14 protein-coding genes are annotated in these 16214 nt (G+C 66.1%); 7 read left to right on the top strand and 7 right to left on the bottom strand.

Features of this window, described 5'->3' with window-relative positions; all coding sequences use genetic code 11:
- Positions 1-144 precede the first annotated feature (144 nt).
- A complete protein-coding gene (locus IG75_RS39040; protein ID WP_156058820.1) occupies positions 145-282 on the top strand; it encodes a hypothetical protein in 138 nt (45 codons plus the stop codon).
- Between the two features lie 69 nt (positions 283-351).
- Here the strand turns inward: IG75_RS39040 and IG75_RS0110995 are convergent, their stop codons facing one another.
- On the bottom strand, positions 352-1557 hold the full coding sequence (locus IG75_RS0110995) for an McrC family protein (protein WP_051714484.1): 1206 nt from the start codon (positions 1555-1557) through the stop codon (positions 352-354).
- Between the two features lie 64 nt (positions 1558-1621).
- The gene (locus IG75_RS0110990; RefSeq protein WP_210436799.1) at positions 1622-3784 is read right to left on the bottom strand and encodes an McrB family protein; all 2163 of its coding nucleotides are present in this window, start codon (positions 3782-3784) and stop codon (positions 1622-1624) included.
- A gap of 437 nt (positions 3785-4221) precedes the next feature.
- Between IG75_RS0110990 and rox the strand changes: the two genes are divergently transcribed.
- The 4 genes from rox to IG75_RS0110970 all read left to right on the top strand — a co-directional run bounded on the left by rox (position 4222) and on the right by IG75_RS0110970 (position 9504).
- Positions 4222-5694: a rifampin monooxygenase gene (gene rox, locus IG75_RS0110985; protein ID WP_051714483.1), complete on the top strand. Its 1473-nt coding sequence runs from the start codon at positions 4222-4224 to the stop codon at positions 5692-5694.
- Between the two features lie 347 nt (positions 5695-6041).
- Entirely contained in the window at positions 6042-6920 is an 879-nt protein-coding gene (locus IG75_RS0110980; RefSeq protein WP_081876788.1) for a VOC family protein, read from the top strand.
- Positions 6917-8185 (top strand): carboxylesterase family protein, encoded by a 1269-nt coding sequence (locus IG75_RS0110975; protein ID WP_051714482.1) that lies wholly within the window; start codon positions 6917-6919, stop codon positions 8183-8185. The genes IG75_RS0110980 and IG75_RS0110975 overlap by 4 nt, the downstream gene beginning before the upstream one ends.
- Before the next feature lie 74 nt (positions 8186-8259).
- A complete protein-coding gene (locus tag IG75_RS0110970; RefSeq protein ID WP_156058818.1) occupies positions 8260-9504 on the top strand; it encodes a cytochrome P450 family protein in 1245 nt (414 codons plus the stop codon).
- Positions 9505-9507: 3 nt separating this feature from the next.
- On the opposite strand, the gene IG75_RS0110965 is transcribed toward IG75_RS0110970, so the two are convergent.
- The 3 genes from IG75_RS0110965 to IG75_RS0110955 are packed head-to-tail and all read right to left on the bottom strand — an operon-like array spanning position 9508 to position 12697.
- The gene (locus tag IG75_RS0110965) at positions 9508-10173 is read right to left on the bottom strand and encodes a TetR/AcrR family transcriptional regulator (RefSeq protein WP_245713297.1); all 666 of its coding nucleotides are present in this window, start codon (positions 10171-10173) and stop codon (positions 9508-9510) included.
- Entirely contained in the window at positions 10170-11777 is a 1608-nt protein-coding gene (locus IG75_RS0110960) for a class I adenylate-forming enzyme family protein (RefSeq protein WP_030521107.1), read from the bottom strand. The genes IG75_RS0110965 and IG75_RS0110960 overlap by 4 nt, the downstream gene beginning before the upstream one ends.
- Positions 11774-12697 carry a crotonase/enoyl-CoA hydratase family protein gene (locus IG75_RS0110955; protein ID WP_030521106.1) on the bottom strand — a complete coding sequence of 308 codons (924 nt, stop codon included), beginning with the start codon at positions 12695-12697 and terminating at the stop codon, positions 11774-11776. Before IG75_RS0110955 ends, IG75_RS0110960 begins: the two co-directional genes overlap by 4 nt.
- A gap of 225 nt (positions 12698-12922) precedes the next feature.
- On the opposite strand from IG75_RS0110955, the gene IG75_RS39825 reads away from it, so the two are divergent.
- Entirely contained in the window at positions 12923-13630 is a 708-nt protein-coding gene (locus IG75_RS39825; RefSeq protein ID WP_051714480.1) for a DUF6924 domain-containing protein, read from the top strand.
- A 25-nt stretch (positions 13631-13655) separates the two neighbouring features.
- On the opposite strand, the gene IG75_RS0110945 is transcribed toward IG75_RS39825, so the two are convergent.
- Both IG75_RS0110945 and IG75_RS0110940 read right to left on the bottom strand, forming a co-directional pair.
- Positions 13656-14849, bottom strand: coding sequence for a type II toxin-antitoxin system HipA family toxin (locus IG75_RS0110945; RefSeq protein ID WP_030521104.1), 1194 nt, complete (start codon positions 14847-14849; stop codon positions 13656-13658).
- Positions 14846-15046 carry a helix-turn-helix domain-containing protein gene (locus tag IG75_RS0110940; RefSeq protein WP_030521103.1) on the bottom strand — a complete coding sequence of 67 codons (201 nt, stop codon included), beginning with the start codon at positions 15044-15046 and terminating at the stop codon, positions 14846-14848. Before IG75_RS0110940 ends, IG75_RS0110945 begins: the two co-directional genes overlap by 4 nt.
- A 294-nt stretch (positions 15047-15340) precedes the next feature.
- Between IG75_RS0110940 and IG75_RS0110935 the strand changes: the two genes are divergently transcribed.
- Positions 15341-16210 carry an alpha/beta fold hydrolase gene (locus IG75_RS0110935; RefSeq protein WP_030521102.1) on the top strand — a complete coding sequence of 290 codons (870 nt, stop codon included), beginning with the start codon at positions 15341-15343 and terminating at the stop codon, positions 16208-16210.
- Positions 16211-16214 lie beyond the last annotated feature (4 nt).

Genomic DNA, 16214 nt, shown 5'->3' with positions numbered 1-16214 from the left:
TCGCGTGGGCTCGGGCTGATTTCGACGAAGTACTGAGCGTGGCGGCCATCAGACGATAGGTCGGTCGGTAAGAGGTTCGGTGTCAGGGCGCTGCTCGGGACAGGCTGGGAGCAGCGGCAACTCGGTGCGCTGACCTTACCGGAAATGCGCGAGTTCACCCTCTCGGTGATATCCGGCCCGGTGATCGGAGACCATGGTCCCGCCGAACCCACGACAGTCACCTTCGAGGTATCGGGCCGGCATGCCGAAGAATTCACCGCCATGATCTACCAGCGCTCCTGAACGACCGCCCGGTGAAGGCGGCCGGTCAAGAGATCGCGCGATCTGATCACGTTGTTCTACTGACTGTGTTCATTCGTCGGTCCACAGCTTGGTCGTGAGCCATTCGGTCGCCGCGGCCGGCGGCATGTCGGTGTCCACACCGAAGACTCGCACCGCGCCGAGTTCACGACCGTTGCCGTGGACGCGCACCGTCCGAAACCCGCCGGACTCGGGGGCCGGATGGATGATCGCGGCGATCGGTGCCTCCTCGGGCGCATAGCCCGCGACGTAGGTCAGGAGTTGGTGCAGATCGGCCGCGGCCAGCGAGGTGCGATGGTAGTGTTTGTACTTCGCATCGATGGGCAGCATGGCGTCCCCGTCGGCTTGTTGCATTCGGAACAGGACGTCCGGACGGAACGATGACTGGTTCGACAGATCACCGCATATCTTGATTCTCGAGCGATCGGTCGGCGACACGGGTGCTGCGAAGGCAGGTGCCGAGTCGGCGGTCAGCCGGACCACGACCTTCTCCCAGAGTCGCGGCATATCCAACAGAAGACTGTCCGCGGCGTTTCCGGCGTCGATGAGCAGGTCGCTCACCCCGCCGCCGCGGAGAATCAAGGCGGACCACAGGTGGGCGGGACGGTAGTGCAAGTTCAACGGGGTATAGCGGGCCCTCAGCTGAGCGCGGAGAACCGTCGCGACTGATCCGGAGGCCGGGAATTCGTCGGCGACGGATATGAGCTCGCGGGCGAGCCGAGGGTCGGCGACTGCTTTGCCGGCTGCCCGCAGGGCATGGCCGCACAAGCGGTTCTCCCAGATGTCCGTCTCACGGTCGAAGGTGTGCACATGCAGGGTGTCGAGCATCCCGTAGCGTTTGGTGGCCTGGGCCATCACATCGAGCCGGCCGCGAAGTACCGGCGATATTCGTGCGTTGCGCACATAGTCACGCCGGAGCCCGTAACCAAGCAGGCTCCGGCACTCCGCGAGCAGCGCCGCGGCGACCAGGTCGGTGAAGCCGGTGCGATCGGTCTGCCAGGCCCTCGTCGTGGTTTCGTGCGGCACCGGGACATTCATCGCATACGCCGTCCAGCGCAGCAATGAGTTACGGGTGAATGCCATCTTCGGGGCGATATTCAGGTGGATACGCGTCAGGCGCAGCACACCGACAATCTCTCGGGCGGTGATTCGCCAGCCGTCGCGATGCGGAGTAACCCCGCAGATGCGGCGGCTTTTGTCACCCCCGGTGAGCCGTGCGTGATCATGGAGTGTGAGATGGTCCCCGGGGACGATCACCGAGCCGTATTCCGGCAGCGTGATGCGGCAAAGGCCGTGGGCCCTGTCATGGTGCGGGCAAGGATCAGGTTTCGGCACCGGACACCGTCGAAATGTATTCGGCCGCGAGTTCGCCGGGCAGGTCGGCGACGGCGATCTGGGCGGGTCGTGCGGTGTCCTTATCGGCGAGCCGGCCGAGGATCTCTCGCAGCAGCTCGACCCTGCCGATGCAGTAGTCCTCCAGCAGCGGGACGATATCCGAGTAGAAGGCGGCGGCGAGTTCTTCCTCCGTGGCCACCGGCTCTCCGCCACGCAGTAGATAGGCGTGACCGATGTGATGGTCGGCGTCGAGGATGCGACCGATCCGGGCGTTGAGTGCGCTCAGGAATTGTCCCAGATCCAGCGGTCCGACCGCGCCGGACAGCGCATCGGGGTCCGGGTCCACGGGAACGAAGGCGAAGCGTCGGCGGATCGCGGCGTCGAGGTGGCTGACGCTGCGATCCGCCGTGTTCATGGTGCCGATGATCCGGACATTGGCCGGGACCGCGAATTTTCGCCCGCTGATCGGCAAGGTCAGCTCGAGCCCGCGCTTATCGGATTCGAGGAGCGTAATGGTCTCCCCGAAGATACGTGGCAGGTCACCGCGGTTGATTTCGTCGATGATGAGGAGGAACGTCTCGTCTGCACTGGCTTCGGCGGTCGCACACAGGGCGCGGAACAGGCCGTCGGTGAGGGTGAGGCGTAGGCCGTCGGTCGAGGGATTCCGGTCGGGTTTGAAGCCTTCGATGAAGTCTTCATAACCGTAGGAAGGGTGGAAGGTGACCAGCTGGACCATGTCGGTACCCAGCACTGCCTTGATCGCGTCCCGCTCATCGCGTGCGTCGATCGACCCGGACCGGCCGGTCATCGCGAGTGCGGTCCGCAGCGCCAACCGTGTTTTCCCGGTTCCGGGTGGGCCGTGCAGGATCACTTGACGTTTGCGCTCGAGTTCTCCCAGGACACGCGCAATATCCTGGGGCAGTGCGCGATTGAACGCGACAGGTTGGGACGAGTTCGACGTCGGTTCCAGCTCCGCCAAGAACTTCTCGGTGACCTTCGCGAAGGTTTGCCGCCAGCCGGGCATGTTAGCCGGAAGGTCACGCTCATAGGTGGTGTCCCACTCCACCGGTACGAGGTGCTTGTACTCGGCGCGGTCGTCGTCGAACCGGTAGCCGCCCGTCACCGTTCCGACTGCCAGCACGTGACCGATCCCTCTGTTGGCGACCACCAGGTCACCCGCCTCGAGATCACGGAAGCTGATCAAATTTCGAGCTTTCGACAGGTTCGCGCCGGTTCGCTCGGGATAGGTGGCGTCCATGACGTCCCGCAACTCGGTATCGCTCGTGTACTCGGTGAGATCGCCGATCTCATCCCATCCGACGCAGATATGTGAATTGGCGAGGCAGTCCGGCCACAGCCGGGCATCGTTGCCCGGAGCGACCTTCAGAATGCGGCGCTTGCGTGCGCGGGGGTCGAAGAACTCGTAGAGCAGACGAGCCACCTCGTCCGGCGACCAGCCGACGAATTCGTCTCGGCTCGAGACGAGTTCACCGAGCTGTCGATTGGCCTGCCAGGCAGGAACGTTGGGCTCGGGAACTCCCCTCAGGACCTCGATGTAGTGGCGCAGGTGTGCGGCACTGTAAATGGGCAGGAAGTGTTGCGGGAAATACGTCGCCAGCGACTTGGTCACCAGTGCCGGGCCCGACAACAGCACATCGAGGTCGTCGAGTTCGGCGAAGTCTCCACGCTGAGCGATCTCGAAGGCGGTCACGAACTGTTTTCGCAGGTGCTGCCAGGCCTCGTCCACGGACATTCCCGCGAGCGAGGTGGCGAGGCGCCACTCACCCGTGCGGTGCCGGAACATGATGTGTTTGGCAGCGCTACCGCCGCTGATACTGCCGAGTGCCGGAGTACCGTACTCCAATGTTCGGCAGAAGGACTCACCGTTCATGCCGAGCGCGTAACGCTCGAGGGGAAGCGTCGGCCAATCATCGAGCGGGAAGGCCTTCTGAACGAATGTCCTCTGCTCGTGGGCCTCTGCGATATGTGTGGCGTACCCGGCGCGGTCGAACCGTTCGATGGCGGAAGTCAGATTCATGGTGTCCCTGATGAAAATGTGCTGGATATCGCTGAAGTCGTAGGGCGGCAGACGATTATCGATCGGCACAAGACTAGCGGTCTGCCTTGGGAAGAGCTCGCGATCTGCCAATGTTCGTTCCTTCTACCGGCAGCATGCTGAACCAGCGCGTTGACGAGGTGCTCGCGGTCTCGAAGTGCCGGAGAGTAGACGGTAGGTGTCGTCCTCATGGCGACACGGCGGGGCGACGTGCCCCGATGCACGTCGGGTGGCCTGGAATGTTCAGAGAGATGGCCTCTGGGGTGCGTGTCGCAGGTTGGTGCCGGAGGTGGAACCAGACGTCACCTGAGCTGCTTCGGCAAGTAATGCCCGCTTCATTCATATTGAGGCTGAATGGTGAGAATTCCCCGTCTCTTTTCAAGATATAGCGCACAGGGGGACTTGCCGCAAGGCCGGGGGGATGCCGCAGAATATCTCGCCGAAGGCCGGGACCTGAGGAAATGCGGGGTTCATGCGGTGCTCGCACGGGGTGTCTGGCGCAAATCCGAACTCTTGTGGATGGGTGACTCGTGTTCGATGTGATCGTGGCCGGTGGCGGGCCGACCGGTTTGATGCTGGCCGGGGAGCTGCGCCTGCATGGTGTGCGTGTGCTCGTACTGGAAAGGGAGGTGGTGCCGCCCGCGTTCGTCCGGTCGCGGGGGCTGCATGTGCGCAGTATCGAGGTGATGGATCAGCGAGGGTTGCTGGAGCGGTTCCTCGCGGTCGGAAAGAAACATCCGCTCGGGGGCTTCTTCGCCGGTATCGCCAAGCCCGCACCCGAACTGGACAGTGCGCATGCCTATGTGCTCGGTGTTCCACAGACCATCACCGATCCCTTGCTGGCCGAGCGCGCGGCCGAGCTCGGCGCGGAGATACGGCGGGGCAGTGAGGTGACCGGGTTGAGTCAGGACGAGCACGGGGTGGAGGTCGAGCTCGGCGACTGCACGCGGTTGCGTGCGCGGTACCTCGTGGGTTGTGACGGTGGCCGTAGCACGGTGCGCAAGCTGCTCGGCATCGATTTTCCCGGCGAACCGTCCCAGAACGACACGCTGGTGGGTGAAATGGCGGCGGCCGAGGATCCTGCCGTGATAGACGCCATCGTCGCGGAGATCCGTAAAACGCAGACGCGGTTCGGCCTGGGGCCGCTCGGTGACGGGGTGTATCGCGTCGTCGTACCCGCGGCCGAGGTGGTCGAGGACCGATCGGTGACACCGACACTCGCGGAGTTCCGGCAGCAGCTGCAGGTGGTCGCCGGGACCGATTTCGGTGTGCATGCACCGCGGTGGCTGTCCCGTTTCGGTGACGCCACCCGGTTGGCCGAGCGGTATCGAGTCGGGCGGGTGCTGCTGGCCGGCGATGCGGCGCACGTCCACCCGCCGATGGGCGGCCAGGGGCTCAATCTCGGCATCCAGGACGCGTTCAACCTCGGTTGGAAACTGGCCGCCGAGATCAACGGCTGGGCGCCGAAGGCGTTGCTGGACAGCTATGAGAGCGAACGGCGGCCCGTGGCGGCCGACATGCTCGACAACACTCGTGCCCAGGCGGAGTTGATGTCCACCGAACCCGGTCCGCAGGCGGTGCGCCGGCTGCTGACGGAATTGATGGACTTCGAGGAGGTGAACCGCTATCTGATCGAGAAGATCGTCGCGATCGGTATCCGCTACGACTTCGGTGAGGGGCACGAGCTGCTCGGCCGGCGTCTGCGTGACGTGCGATTGGGGCGCGGCCGGCTCTACGAGTTGATGCACGCGGGTCGCGGCCTGCTGCTCGACCGGACCGGGCGGCTTTCGGTCACCGGGTGGACGGATCGGATCGACCACGTCGTCGATATCAGTGCGGAACTCGATATACCTGCTGTTCTGCTCCGCCCTGACGGCCATGTGGCATGGGTCGGCGACGAGCAACAGGATCTGCTCGAACATCTGCCGCGCTGGTTCGGCGCGGGCGGTACGGACCGGGGAGAGCAGTCACCTCTTCCGGCAAGTTCCGGCCGATCGGGTTGAGCCGTGTCGTGCAAGGACGCCTGGAGGATGCGAGCAACGCGCGCCTGATGGGTGGGGGCCGGGGATGCTCCGACGCGCAACGGGATTCCAGGTCGCTGCGCAGTACCAGCGCGATTTCCTGAGCGACACCCTGTCGCTTCAGTGTTGTGTCCAGAATCGCGTGTTGCGCTGAACCGATGTTCTGCCCAGAACGCCCGATTCGCGGCCGACCGCAGCCGCCACCGGCAGTAGCGGCCCGCCGGCGGCGGGTGTCCGGATACGCCGCTGCGGGGCTGTCCGGTGTCGGATTGCGGCGTATACGTGCGGATGACGTGGCCGTAGGCCGACGGCGGTCGACGATTGTCGCCATGGGACACGACATCAACGGTTTTCACCACGTCGGGATCGTCAATCGCGATCTGGACACCATGGAGGCGACGTATCGGTCGTTCGGGTTCACCCTGAGCCCGCGGTCGCGGCATATGTTGTCCGAGCGGCCGGGGGCCCCACTGACGGCGGGTTGTACGGCCAATATGTGTGCGCTGTTCGGTGATTCGTATATCGAGCTGCTCGGCATCGTGGACGACTCCGCCCCCGACCCGTGGCATACCAAGCAGATGGTGGAGCAGCACGAAGGGCTGCGGATTCTCAGCTTCGAGACAGCGGATGCGGAGGGTACCGACGCGCGACTGGGCGCGGCCGGGCTGCGGACTTCCGGGGTGCTGGATCTCGAGCGGCCGGTCGACACCGAGGACGGCCCGGCGGTGTTGCGGGCCCGGTCTGTCCATTTGGATCCGCGCTCGACGGCCGAGGGCTATATCGGTGTCGCCCAGCACCTCACCCGTGAATACGTTCTGCAACCGCGTTATTTGACCCACCCGAACGGTGCCCTTGGGTTGAACGCTTTGCTGATCGTCGTCGCCGACGCCGAACTCGACGCCGTCGTAGGGCGCTATCAGCATGTTCTCGGCGTCACGCCGGAGACCGCCGGTCCGGCGACCGTTCTGACCCGCGGCAATGCGCGCATCGAGATCGTATCCGCGTCGGCTGCGCCGGAGGTGCTGCCGGGTGAGACCGCGCCGGCGCCGTCATATCTGGCGGCGCTGACCGTTGTGGTCGACGATATCGGCCGGGCCCGGAAATGCGTCGAGGAAGCGGGCACCGAGACGCGGACCACCGGCACCGGATTCTTCGTTTCCGGCCGGGACGCGTGCGGTTGCGGGCTTTTCTTCGGCGCGGCGCGATGATCGTCGACACCACCGGCGGCAAGGTCCGGGGAACCAGGTCCGGCCCGGTTACCGCGTTTCGCGGGATCCCCTACGCCCGCGCCGCCCGATTCGCGCCACCGGCGACCGTATCGCCTCGGGCGGGGGTCCTCGATGCCGTGCGACCCGGCCCGGCGGCACCTCAGTTGCCCTCACGGCTGGCCGCGGTGATGGGTGATGTCGAGGTCGCGCAAGCCGAGGATTGTCTGACACTGAATGTCTGGACGCCGCCGGGTGGAGGCTCCCGGGCGGTGCTCGTCTTCCTGCACGGTGGAGGATTCGTCAGCGGGTCCGGGGGACTGCCCTGGTACGACGGTGCCGAATTGGCGGCCCGCGGAGACATCGTGGTGGTGACCGTCAATTACCGGTTGGGTGCCCTGGGATTCCTGTACCTGCCGGGGGTGAGTCCCGGTAACCTCGGGCTGCTCGACCAACTGGCCGCACTGCGTTGGGTCCACGACAATATCGAGGGGTTCGGCGGGGATCCCGGTGCGGTGACGGTCGCCGGTCAGTCCGCGGGGGCGCTGTCGATCCTGACCTTGCTCGCGGGCGAGCGCGCGAACGGTCTGTTCCGGCGAGCCGTACTGCAGAGCACCCCGGCGGGGATGAACGCATTGACAACGGGCGAGGCCGAACGTATCGGTGCGCTGATACTGGAGGAACTCGCCATCGCGCCGCGTGACGCCGGTCGGCTCGCCGACGTGCCGGTCACCGCGCTCCTTACTGCCCAGTCGACGGTCATGCGACGAACCGCCGACCCTGCCGAACCCGTTCCTCCATTCCGCTTGGTCGCCGACGGCGACCTGGTTTCCGCCGATCCGATTACCGCAGTAGGAATGAACGGCGGTGAGGTCGAATTGATGATCGGTACCACACGCGACGAGGCGGCCGCTTTCGCTCCCGGCGAGCCGGTGCTGGTGCGGGCGGTGACCGAGCGGCTGTTCGCGGGGCCCGCACGCCGACTCGCGTTGCTACTCGCGCGACGAAATGCACCGTGGGTCTACCGATTCGACTGGTCGCCTCCGGGGAGCCCGTTCGGTGCGTGCCATTGCCTCGAACTGCCTTTCCTCTTCGGCAACTCCGCTGCCTGGCAGCACGCGCCGATGCTGAGTGGACGACACCCGGCCCGCCTCACCGACCGGGTCACGGGTGCGTGGGCCCGTTTCGTCCGGGAAGGCGCCCCGGGCTGGGCGCGTGGCACCACCTACCTGTTCGGCGCCGAGTTGGCACCACCGGACCTCGGCTGAAAACCGGCTGTCGCCCGGGAACGACTGCGTCTGTTCGGCGATATCGCACCGGTATGGTGCCTAGGATTCGTCCGGTGACGAATTCCGATCAGCTATTGCCCCGGGCTCCGGGCAGCTCACCGACCGGTACCGACGGCCCACGGATCCCGCTGTATGTACCGGATTTCGCGGTCGATCCGCACAGCACCTATCGCGCGATGCGGGAACAGTACGGGTCGCTGGTTCCGGTGGAGGTGGCTCCCGGGGTGCCCGCGACGCTGGTGATCGGCTATTACACCGCACTGCGTATCTTCGGTGATCCGGACCATTTCCCGGCCGATCCGCGTATGTGGCAGCGCGATATTCCGGCGGATTGCCCGGTACTGCCGCTCATGCAGTGGCGGCCGAACGCACGGCGTAACGACGGCCGCGCACACGCGCGCTACCGGCAGGCCATCGTCGCGGGGCTGGCCGAGGTCGACCCGTTCGGTCTGCACGCGACCGTGGAGCAGATCGCTGTTCCATTGATCAACTCCTTCTGCGGCGACGGATCCGCTGATCTGATCCGGCAGTATGCGTTTCCGCTCACCTTCGCGGTGCTGAACGCGATGTTGGGCTGTCCCACCGAGATCGCGCAGCGGGCCGCGGCCGGCATGGCGGCGATGTTCGAGGGCGTCGGCGCGGAGGAGGGCGCCCAGACGCTGATGAAATCGCTGGCGGATCTGGTCGAACTCAAACGCGCCGAACCCGGTGATGATGTGACGACACGGATGATGCGGCATTCGAGCGCATTGACCGAGCCCGAGATCATGAATCAGGTGGGCACGCTCTACGGGGCCGGTATCGAACCGCTGCAGAATCTGATCGTCAATGCGCTGCGTCTGATGCTCACCGACGAGCAGTTCGGGGGCCGGGCGCTCGACGGAAGCCTGTCCACCCGAGACGCTCTGGACGAGGTGCTGTTCAATGATCCGCCGATGGCGAATTTCTGTTTCACGTTCCCGAAACAGCCGATCCTCATCGACGATGTCTGGCTGCCGGCCCATCAGCCCGTCGTCATCAGTATGGCCGCCTGTAACACCGATCCGGCGATCGGGTCGAACCAGCATGCGGGCAACCGCGCGCACCTGGCCTTCGGTGGCGGGCCGCACGTCTGTCCGGCGAGTTCGCTGGCCTATCTGATCGCGCAGGATGCCATCGACCAGTTGCTCGACGGCCTACCCGAGATCCGGCTGGCGGTGCCGGCCGCCGAGCTGACCTGGCGTACCGGTGCGTTCCATCGCGCGTTGACCGCGCTACCCGTCGTCTTTCCCCCGTCACCCCCGCTGTGGCCGGTATAGCCGTCAGCTGTCGCGCAACCGGTCCACGCTGAGCAGCCAGTCATCGACGATCCGGTCGGCCACGGTCGGATCGGCGCGCATGAGGCGGGTCAGTTCGAGTCCGCGCACGAGGGCCATGAGCGATTCGAAGGCGGTGCGGGCCGCTTCGGGATCGGCGATGCCCGCATGCTGCCGGAAGAACGCGCGGAGTGCGGACCCCAGCCGTTTCTCCGCCGGCAGTAGCGCCTCGCGCAGTTGCGTATCGGTGCGGGAGGCGGCCCACAGCTCGAGGGCGGCCTGAAAGGGCGGTCCGGTCATCGCCGACCGGATCGCCCGCACCAGCTGTGCCAGGGCCTCGGGGCCGTCGCCGAGATCGGCGGCGACTTCACCGAGGTGACGCAGGCGGATATCGGCGATGTGGTGGATCGCGGCGACCAGTAGTTCCGATTTCGAGGGGAAATGATGGAGCAGCGCGCCCCGCGATACACCGGCCGCCTCTTGGATCCGCTGCGTGGTCGTCCCGGCGTAGCCGTGCTCCACCAGACATCGGATCGTGGCGTCGAGCAGCGCCGCACGGGTTCTCGCATGCTGCTCTTTACGGGTCGGAATCGCCGCGCGCGCCGCCGGCGGCGCGGAAGGCGGCCGCTCCGAATCTCCACCGTGCTCGGCGCGCACGGGCTTCCGGTTCACAATGTTTCCAGCCGGCCGTCGGCGATCTGGTCACGAAGCCGGAATTTCTGGAGCTTGCCCATCGCGTTGACGGGAAAGCTCTCGGCGACGTACCAGGCTTTGGGAGTCTTGTGCGGGGCGAGTCGTTCCCGCAGGTAATCGTGCAGCTCCGCCGGCGTGGGGGCCGGCGTTGCCGGGTCCGGCCGGACCACGGCGGCCACACTTTCGCCCCAGATCTCGTCGGGCAGGCCGAGCACAGCCGCGTCGGCGATCGCGGGGTGCGCGACCAGAGCTTGTTCGATCTCGCGTGGATAGATGTTCTCCCCGCCGCGGATGATCATATCCTTGAGTCGTCCGGTGACCCGGATGTATCCGCGGGCGTCCATCGTCCCGAGATCGCCGGTGCGCAGCCGGCCCTCGGCATCAATCGTCTGTGCGGTCTCGGCGGGCATATCGAGGTAACCGATCATCTGCTGGTACCCGCGGGCACAGATCTCGCCCTCGACCCCGAGGGGCTGCACCGCACCGGTGCCGGGATCGACGATGGACACTTCCACTCCGGGCAGGGGCCGGCCCGCCGTGAACCGGTTGTCCTCGTGGCTGTCGGCCGGACTCGTCTGGCATACGATCGGCCCGAGTTCGGTCTGACCGTAGACCGCGCTGGTCGCGGCGCCGCAGAGTTTCGCCCAGGCGTCGACCAGGGCAGGCTGGACGGCATCGCCCCCGGACATGACGACCCGCAACGCACCGAGGTCGAAATCGGCAAGTCCGGGATGCGCGAGTAAGGCGTGCAGCATCGCGGGCACGCCACCGTAGATCTCGGCGTGATGATCCTGGATCGCCGTCAGCATTGTGGTGGGATCGAAGATCTCGGCGAGAACGAGCGTGGCCCGCTGGTACATCGAACCCAGTGCGGCCAGACCGCAGCCCGCGGTGTGGAACAGCGGCAGCGCGGTGGCGAATATCGCTCCCGGAGAGGCGCCGCAGCGGTCACGGACAAACGCGGCGTTGGTCACCATCGACCGGTGCGCGAGTACCGCCGGCTTCGCCCGGCCGGTGGTGCCGGAGGTGAATTGGATCTGGGTGGCCGACCGCGGATCGACAACCGGTAACTGCGCCCGCTTCTCGGTGCGGCGTACCTCGTCGAGCCAGCCTTCGAAGGCAATGGATTCCCGGACCGCGGGCACTGCGGGCAGCACCGTGCGGATCTGTACGGCCATATCGGTGCCGCGGAAGCTGTCGGTGTGGAAGACACCGGCCGCGCGTGACCTGTCGAGCGCGTATTCGAGTTCGGATCCGCGCAGAGCGGGGTTGGTCGTGACGAGCACCAGGCCGCCGAGGGCGGCGCCGTACTGGAGTACGAGCCATTCGGGGACATTCGGCGCACATACGGCTATATGTTCACCCGGCCGGAAACGGTCGAGCAACCAGGCTGCCGCACGTTCGGCATCGTCGAGCAACTGTGCGTAAGTCCAGGTGCGGTCGTCGCGGTCGGGCGCGACCGAGACGAGCGCGAGCCGTTCGGGTGCCTCGGCGGCCGCCTGTTGGAGCAGTCCGCCCACGGTGAGCTCGAGCACGGGACTGCTGATGTCGATCGGCCATACGGATCGGGTGAGCGGGGTCATCGGCCGCGCTCCGCCGTGGCGGCCGCTTTCTCGTCGAGTTCGCGTTTCATCCGGCCGATTTCGTCGTCGGACGGGATATCGCCGCCGCCGTCGGGGATGAAACGACCGGTATCACGCCACTGGACCGCGGCATCGAAGCCGTGTTGCTGGGCGAAGTCGACGAACCAGCGGCCTTCGGGGGAGTGACGGGTGATGCCGTCGAAGAGGACGGCAAGGTTCTGGGTGGTTTGCAGGCCCATGTTGTCGTATGCCTGGTTGATCATCATCTTCTGCATGACCAGCTGATTGGTCGGGACCCCGGCCATCCGGTCGACGAGGTCTTCTACCGCGGTGTCGAGTTCGGCCGCCGGTACCGCATCGATGACCAGCCCCCACTCCCGGGCCCGGACCCCGTCGATGGTGTCACCGGTGAGCAGCATCCGTTTGGCACGTTCGGCGCCGAGGCGATACACCCACATCGCGGTCGTGGGGCAGCCCCATACCCGGGCCGGCATGTAACCGATCCGGGCATCCTCGGCCATCACGACCAAATCGCAGGACAGGGCGATATCGCTGCCGCCCGCCACCGCGTAACCGTGCACTTTGGCGACGGTCGGCTTGGCCGAGCGCCAGAGCGAGAAGAAGTGGTCGGTATTGGCCTTCATCATCCGGAAGTCCTTGATCGGATCCCAGACCGCACCCTGATGTTCTTCGCCGCCTTCGGCATAGAGCTTCAGATCGTAGCCCGCGCAGAAGGCGCGCCCGGCGCCCTGGATCACGATGACACGCACGGAATCGTCGGCATTCGCCGCGGCGACGGCCGCGCCGATCTCCCCGGCCATCTCGCCGGTGATCGCGTTCAGCCGCTCCGGGCGGTTCAGGGTGAGGTAGGCGCGATGGTCGCGTACTGCGTAGTCGACCGTATTACCGGCGAAGGTCATCTCGGTATTCCAATCTGGGCGGCGTCGGTGCCGAGCACGCTTTCACAGTCTGATTGGACTGTCAATAAGATGCCCTGTTCGGGGCCGCCCTCCGGACACTCCGCACACCGGCTGCTACGGCCCGTATATCGACGGGATGCGGTCCCCAGGCAGTAGCCGGAAAGGGGAACGCTGGTACGCCAGGAGCGTCCGCCGGGTGTCGGGCCGGTGCTCTACCATCGCCGAATGTCGTTCACCCTGCGCCAGTGGCATACCGATACCGGCGAACCCGAGCCGGAACCCTCGGTGAGGCAGACACCGGTAGCCCACCGAGAGTCCCTCGGTCCCTGGACATTCGAGATCCGCAGCGATATCTCACTGTCCCCGCTCGACTGTGAACGGATCATCGCCTCTATCGTTTCGCCGGACGGTGCCGGACAGGACCGCGAGGACATCCCGGCCGATGCGGCCGCGCGGGCCGGTGCGGAACTCACCGAAGCGCTCGGCACGGGGCGCAGCCTGGACGACCACCTCGACGACGACGTGTCGCTGTTCATCCGGACCGACTTCGGTGACGACGAGGCGTGGCGGATCGTGGCCGCATTGGCGATGGCCCCCGGCGCGGGCGAGGAGGCCGAATTCGTCGCCACGCTGACCTGTATCGACAATCCGGAGAACGAGGGCTTGTCGATCGATGCACTGCTCGACAAGATCGGTGACCGGCCGACCTACTTCGCTTTCCTCGCCGACACCGTCACTCTCACCGACCCCGAACACCCGATCCTCGCTGTCGACACCGGCCCGGAGGAGACCGGTCACGAACGCGGCCGGACGGTCCGAATCCTCCCGTCGGAGATGTGGGGCATCGAAAACAATCTGTCCATCGCCAATATGGACTTCCAGGACTTCGCCGATGCCGCCGATCCGGACGGTGTGTTCCGCGGTTTCGCCTGAGGACTTGCAGCGGCCGCGATCGACGTTACAGCCGCTGCAACTCGCTGCGGCGGAACCCCAGTTCACGTTCCACTCGTCGGACCGGGGAGCCGGTGAAAGGGAGCCGGCCGTAGTCGACAGCCGCCGCGGCGCGCAGGGCGACGGCGCGCGCGGAGGCTGCGCCACGGTCGGGTAGGCCGATCTCGGCGCCAAAGCCGATCCAGTCGCGTGCCTTCAGTTTGCGGGTTCGGCCGCCTATCGGCAGTGCCATCGAATCATCGTCGTAGATCAGTGTGCCGGGGATGTCGTATATCGGTGCGATTGCCCAGCGATTGTCCGGAGCTTCGAGCACGCCGAGGTTCTTGGCGTGTAGATCCCCGTTCCCGGTGAGCCAGGCGAACAAGAATTGCAGGTACAGGTTCCGTACGGCGACGCGCGGTGCGTGCGCCACGGCCGCGAGTGCCCGGACGGCTTCGATCGCGTCCACTGTGTACTTCCCCGCAGGCGGGATTCCCATTACTTGTGTGGCGTCTTCGAACGCCAGGCGAGTCCATTCGCCGCCCCGCTCGACACGGTCGAACCGTCGCACCAGCAATCCGGACGTGCCTGCGCGGTCGGTGATCAACTGCCCGGCGGCGACGGGAACCTTGAGCAACCGCGCCGCCTCCAGGTGAAGCGCTTCGTTCTCCACCAGATGCGGAAACCCATCCTGCGAGAGTTTCAGGACGAACCGTCCGAAACCGGCCGCGAGAGGCGTGCTGATCATGGACGTGCTGGCCTTCTGTTGCACACCCGGCAGCGCATGAGGGTCGACCGTCTCCACCAAGTCCGTGAAGTCCAGATCGGCAGGGGACTCGCCGCTGACGAGTGCCGGAACCTCGACCAGAGGTTCTCCACGAGGTATCACCTGCACGTCCCCGGGTGCGTCGGTGCCGACCGCCAGTAGCAGGGTGAGTTCGTCGTCGAGGCCGGTTTTCACCGCCCGTCGCAGTACCGACAGCCGGTGTCCTTCGGGGAGCAACCCCGCGAAGTAGGCCGGCAGGCTTCCTCCGAAAGTGCGGATCGGCTCGTCGGTCAATGGCAGCGTGGTGGCGATCGGTCGTTCGGATGCAGTCAGATATTCGGGAAGGTAACGGAACTCGAGTGTTCCGTCGATGCTCTTCGTCATCGCCGCCGCTCGTCGGCCGGACTTGTAGACGTCCGCGGCGCGAACAGTGCGGAGGCGGGTCAGGTCCGTCATCCGCGGAGTTCCAGTGTGAGACCGAGGACGTCTGCGACCTCGGCAACCGTTCCGATCCCGGTTGTCCCGGTTCCGTGCTCGATATCGCGCACCGTGCGGGTCGATGTTCCGGCGAGATCGGCGAGCTGCTCCTGAGTGAGCCGGTATTGGCGGCGGGCAGCACGGATATCGGCGCCGATACGCTGCATCCGATTCATACCGCCTCCAATCCGGCAGAATGCTGCCGAAAGCCCAAGAAGTAGTCCAAAGAGTACGGCAGCTGCCCTGAATCGGCAAGATTCTGCCGTTTCATGCCTGTGGTTACGTCCTGGGTCGTCCTGGCCGGTATTTCCGGCAGTATTCTGCCGAAACTGCGACCGAAGATTTCTCGCCTCGACCGGTCTTCCCGCCGCCGTTGCGAGGCTCGGGTAGTCATCGCGGACCGGGCCGGAAGCTCGGCCGAACCGGTCCGGGGGCGATGATTTATCGGTCCGGAGGGCGTCGTCACCGGTATGTCGACCCATACTCTCGAAACCGCCGGTGCCGATATCGTCTACGACGTGCACGGCCCGCTGCCCCCCGCTGGGGGACGGCCGCCGCTGTTCATGATCGGCCAGCCCATGGAGGCGGCCGGCTTCCGGGCGCTCGCCGCGCAGTTCCCCGACCGCACCGTCGTCACCTACGACCCGCGGGGCATCGGCCGCAGCATCCGCAAGGACGGTCGCGTCGACCACGTGCCGGAGGTACAAGCGGAGGACGTTCATGCCGTGGTCGAGGCGCTCGGTGCCGGCCCGGTCGAGATGTTCGCGAGCAGCGGCGGCGCGGTGACCGCGCTCGCGCTCGTGGTGGCCCACCCCGGCGACGTCATCACCCTGGTGGCGCACGAGCCGCCGCTGATCCCGGTGCTGCCCGATGCCGCGGCCGCCGAACGTGCCCGTGCGGCTGTGCGTGACGTATACGAGGCACAGGGCTTCGGTGCCGGGATGGCGGCCTTCCTCGCGATGACTTCCTGGCAGGGCGAGTTCACCGACGAGTACTTCGCGCAACCGGCGGCCGACCCGGCCGTGTTCGGGATGCCGACCGAGGACGACGGCTCTCGGGACAACCCGCTGCTGTCGGATCGCTCACGGGCGGTCACCGGCTATCGGCCCGACCCCGGCGTAGTGGCCGCCGCGCCGACCCGCGTAGTCATCGCGGTGGGAGTGGAGACCGGGGATACGTTCACCGGCCGCACCGCGGTGGCCACCGCCGAATTACTCGGTCAGCGAGTGGCCGTGTTCCCGAGCCATCACGGTGGCTTCCTCGATGAAGAATTCGGGTACGCGGGGCAGCCCGAGGAATTCGCGGACAAGCTGCGGGAGGTTCTGAACGATCGCGGGTGAGCCT

The organism is Nocardia rhamnosiphila NBRC 108938, from assembly GCF_000720425.1.
Lineage (GTDB): Bacteria > Actinomycetota > Actinomycetes > Mycobacteriales > Mycobacteriaceae > Nocardia > Nocardia rhamnosiphila.
The sequence above is the reverse complement of the archived record's forward strand: the minus strand, read 5'-3'. Positions and strand labels throughout refer to the sequence as shown.

What these genes read in the sequence shown, in the direction of transcription:
- IG75_RS39040 (WP_156058820.1), top strand. Translation starts at nt 145, where the DNA reads ATGCGCGAGTTCACCCTCTCGGTGATATCCGGCCCGGTGATCGGAGAC.
- IG75_RS0110980 (WP_081876788.1), top strand. Translation starts at nt 6,042, where the DNA reads ATGGGACACGACATCAACGGTTTTCACCACGTCGGGATCGTCAATCGC.
- IG75_RS0110975 (WP_051714482.1), top strand. Translation starts at nt 6,917, where the DNA reads ATGATCGTCGACACCACCGGCGGCAAGGTCCGGGGAACCAGGTCCGGC.
- IG75_RS0110960 (WP_030521107.1), bottom strand. Translation starts at nt 11,777, where the DNA reads ATGACCCCGCTCACCCGATCCGTATGGCCGATCGACATCAGCAGTCCC.
- IG75_RS0110955 (WP_030521106.1), bottom strand. Translation starts at nt 12,697, where the DNA reads ATGACCTTCGCCGGTAATACGGTCGACTACGCAGTACGCGACCATCGC.
- IG75_RS39825 (WP_051714480.1), top strand. Translation starts at nt 12,923, where the DNA reads ATGTCGTTCACCCTGCGCCAGTGGCATACCGATACCGGCGAACCCGAG.
- IG75_RS0110945 (WP_030521104.1), bottom strand. Translation starts at nt 14,849, where the DNA reads ATGACGGACCTGACCCGCCTCCGCACTGTTCGCGCCGCGGACGTCTAC.
- IG75_RS0110940 (WP_030521103.1), bottom strand. Translation starts at nt 15,046, where the DNA reads ATGAATCGGATGCAGCGTATCGGCGCCGATATCCGTGCTGCCCGCCGC.
- IG75_RS0110935 (WP_030521102.1), top strand. Translation starts at nt 15,341, where the DNA reads ATGTCGACCCATACTCTCGAAACCGCCGGTGCCGATATCGTCTACGAC.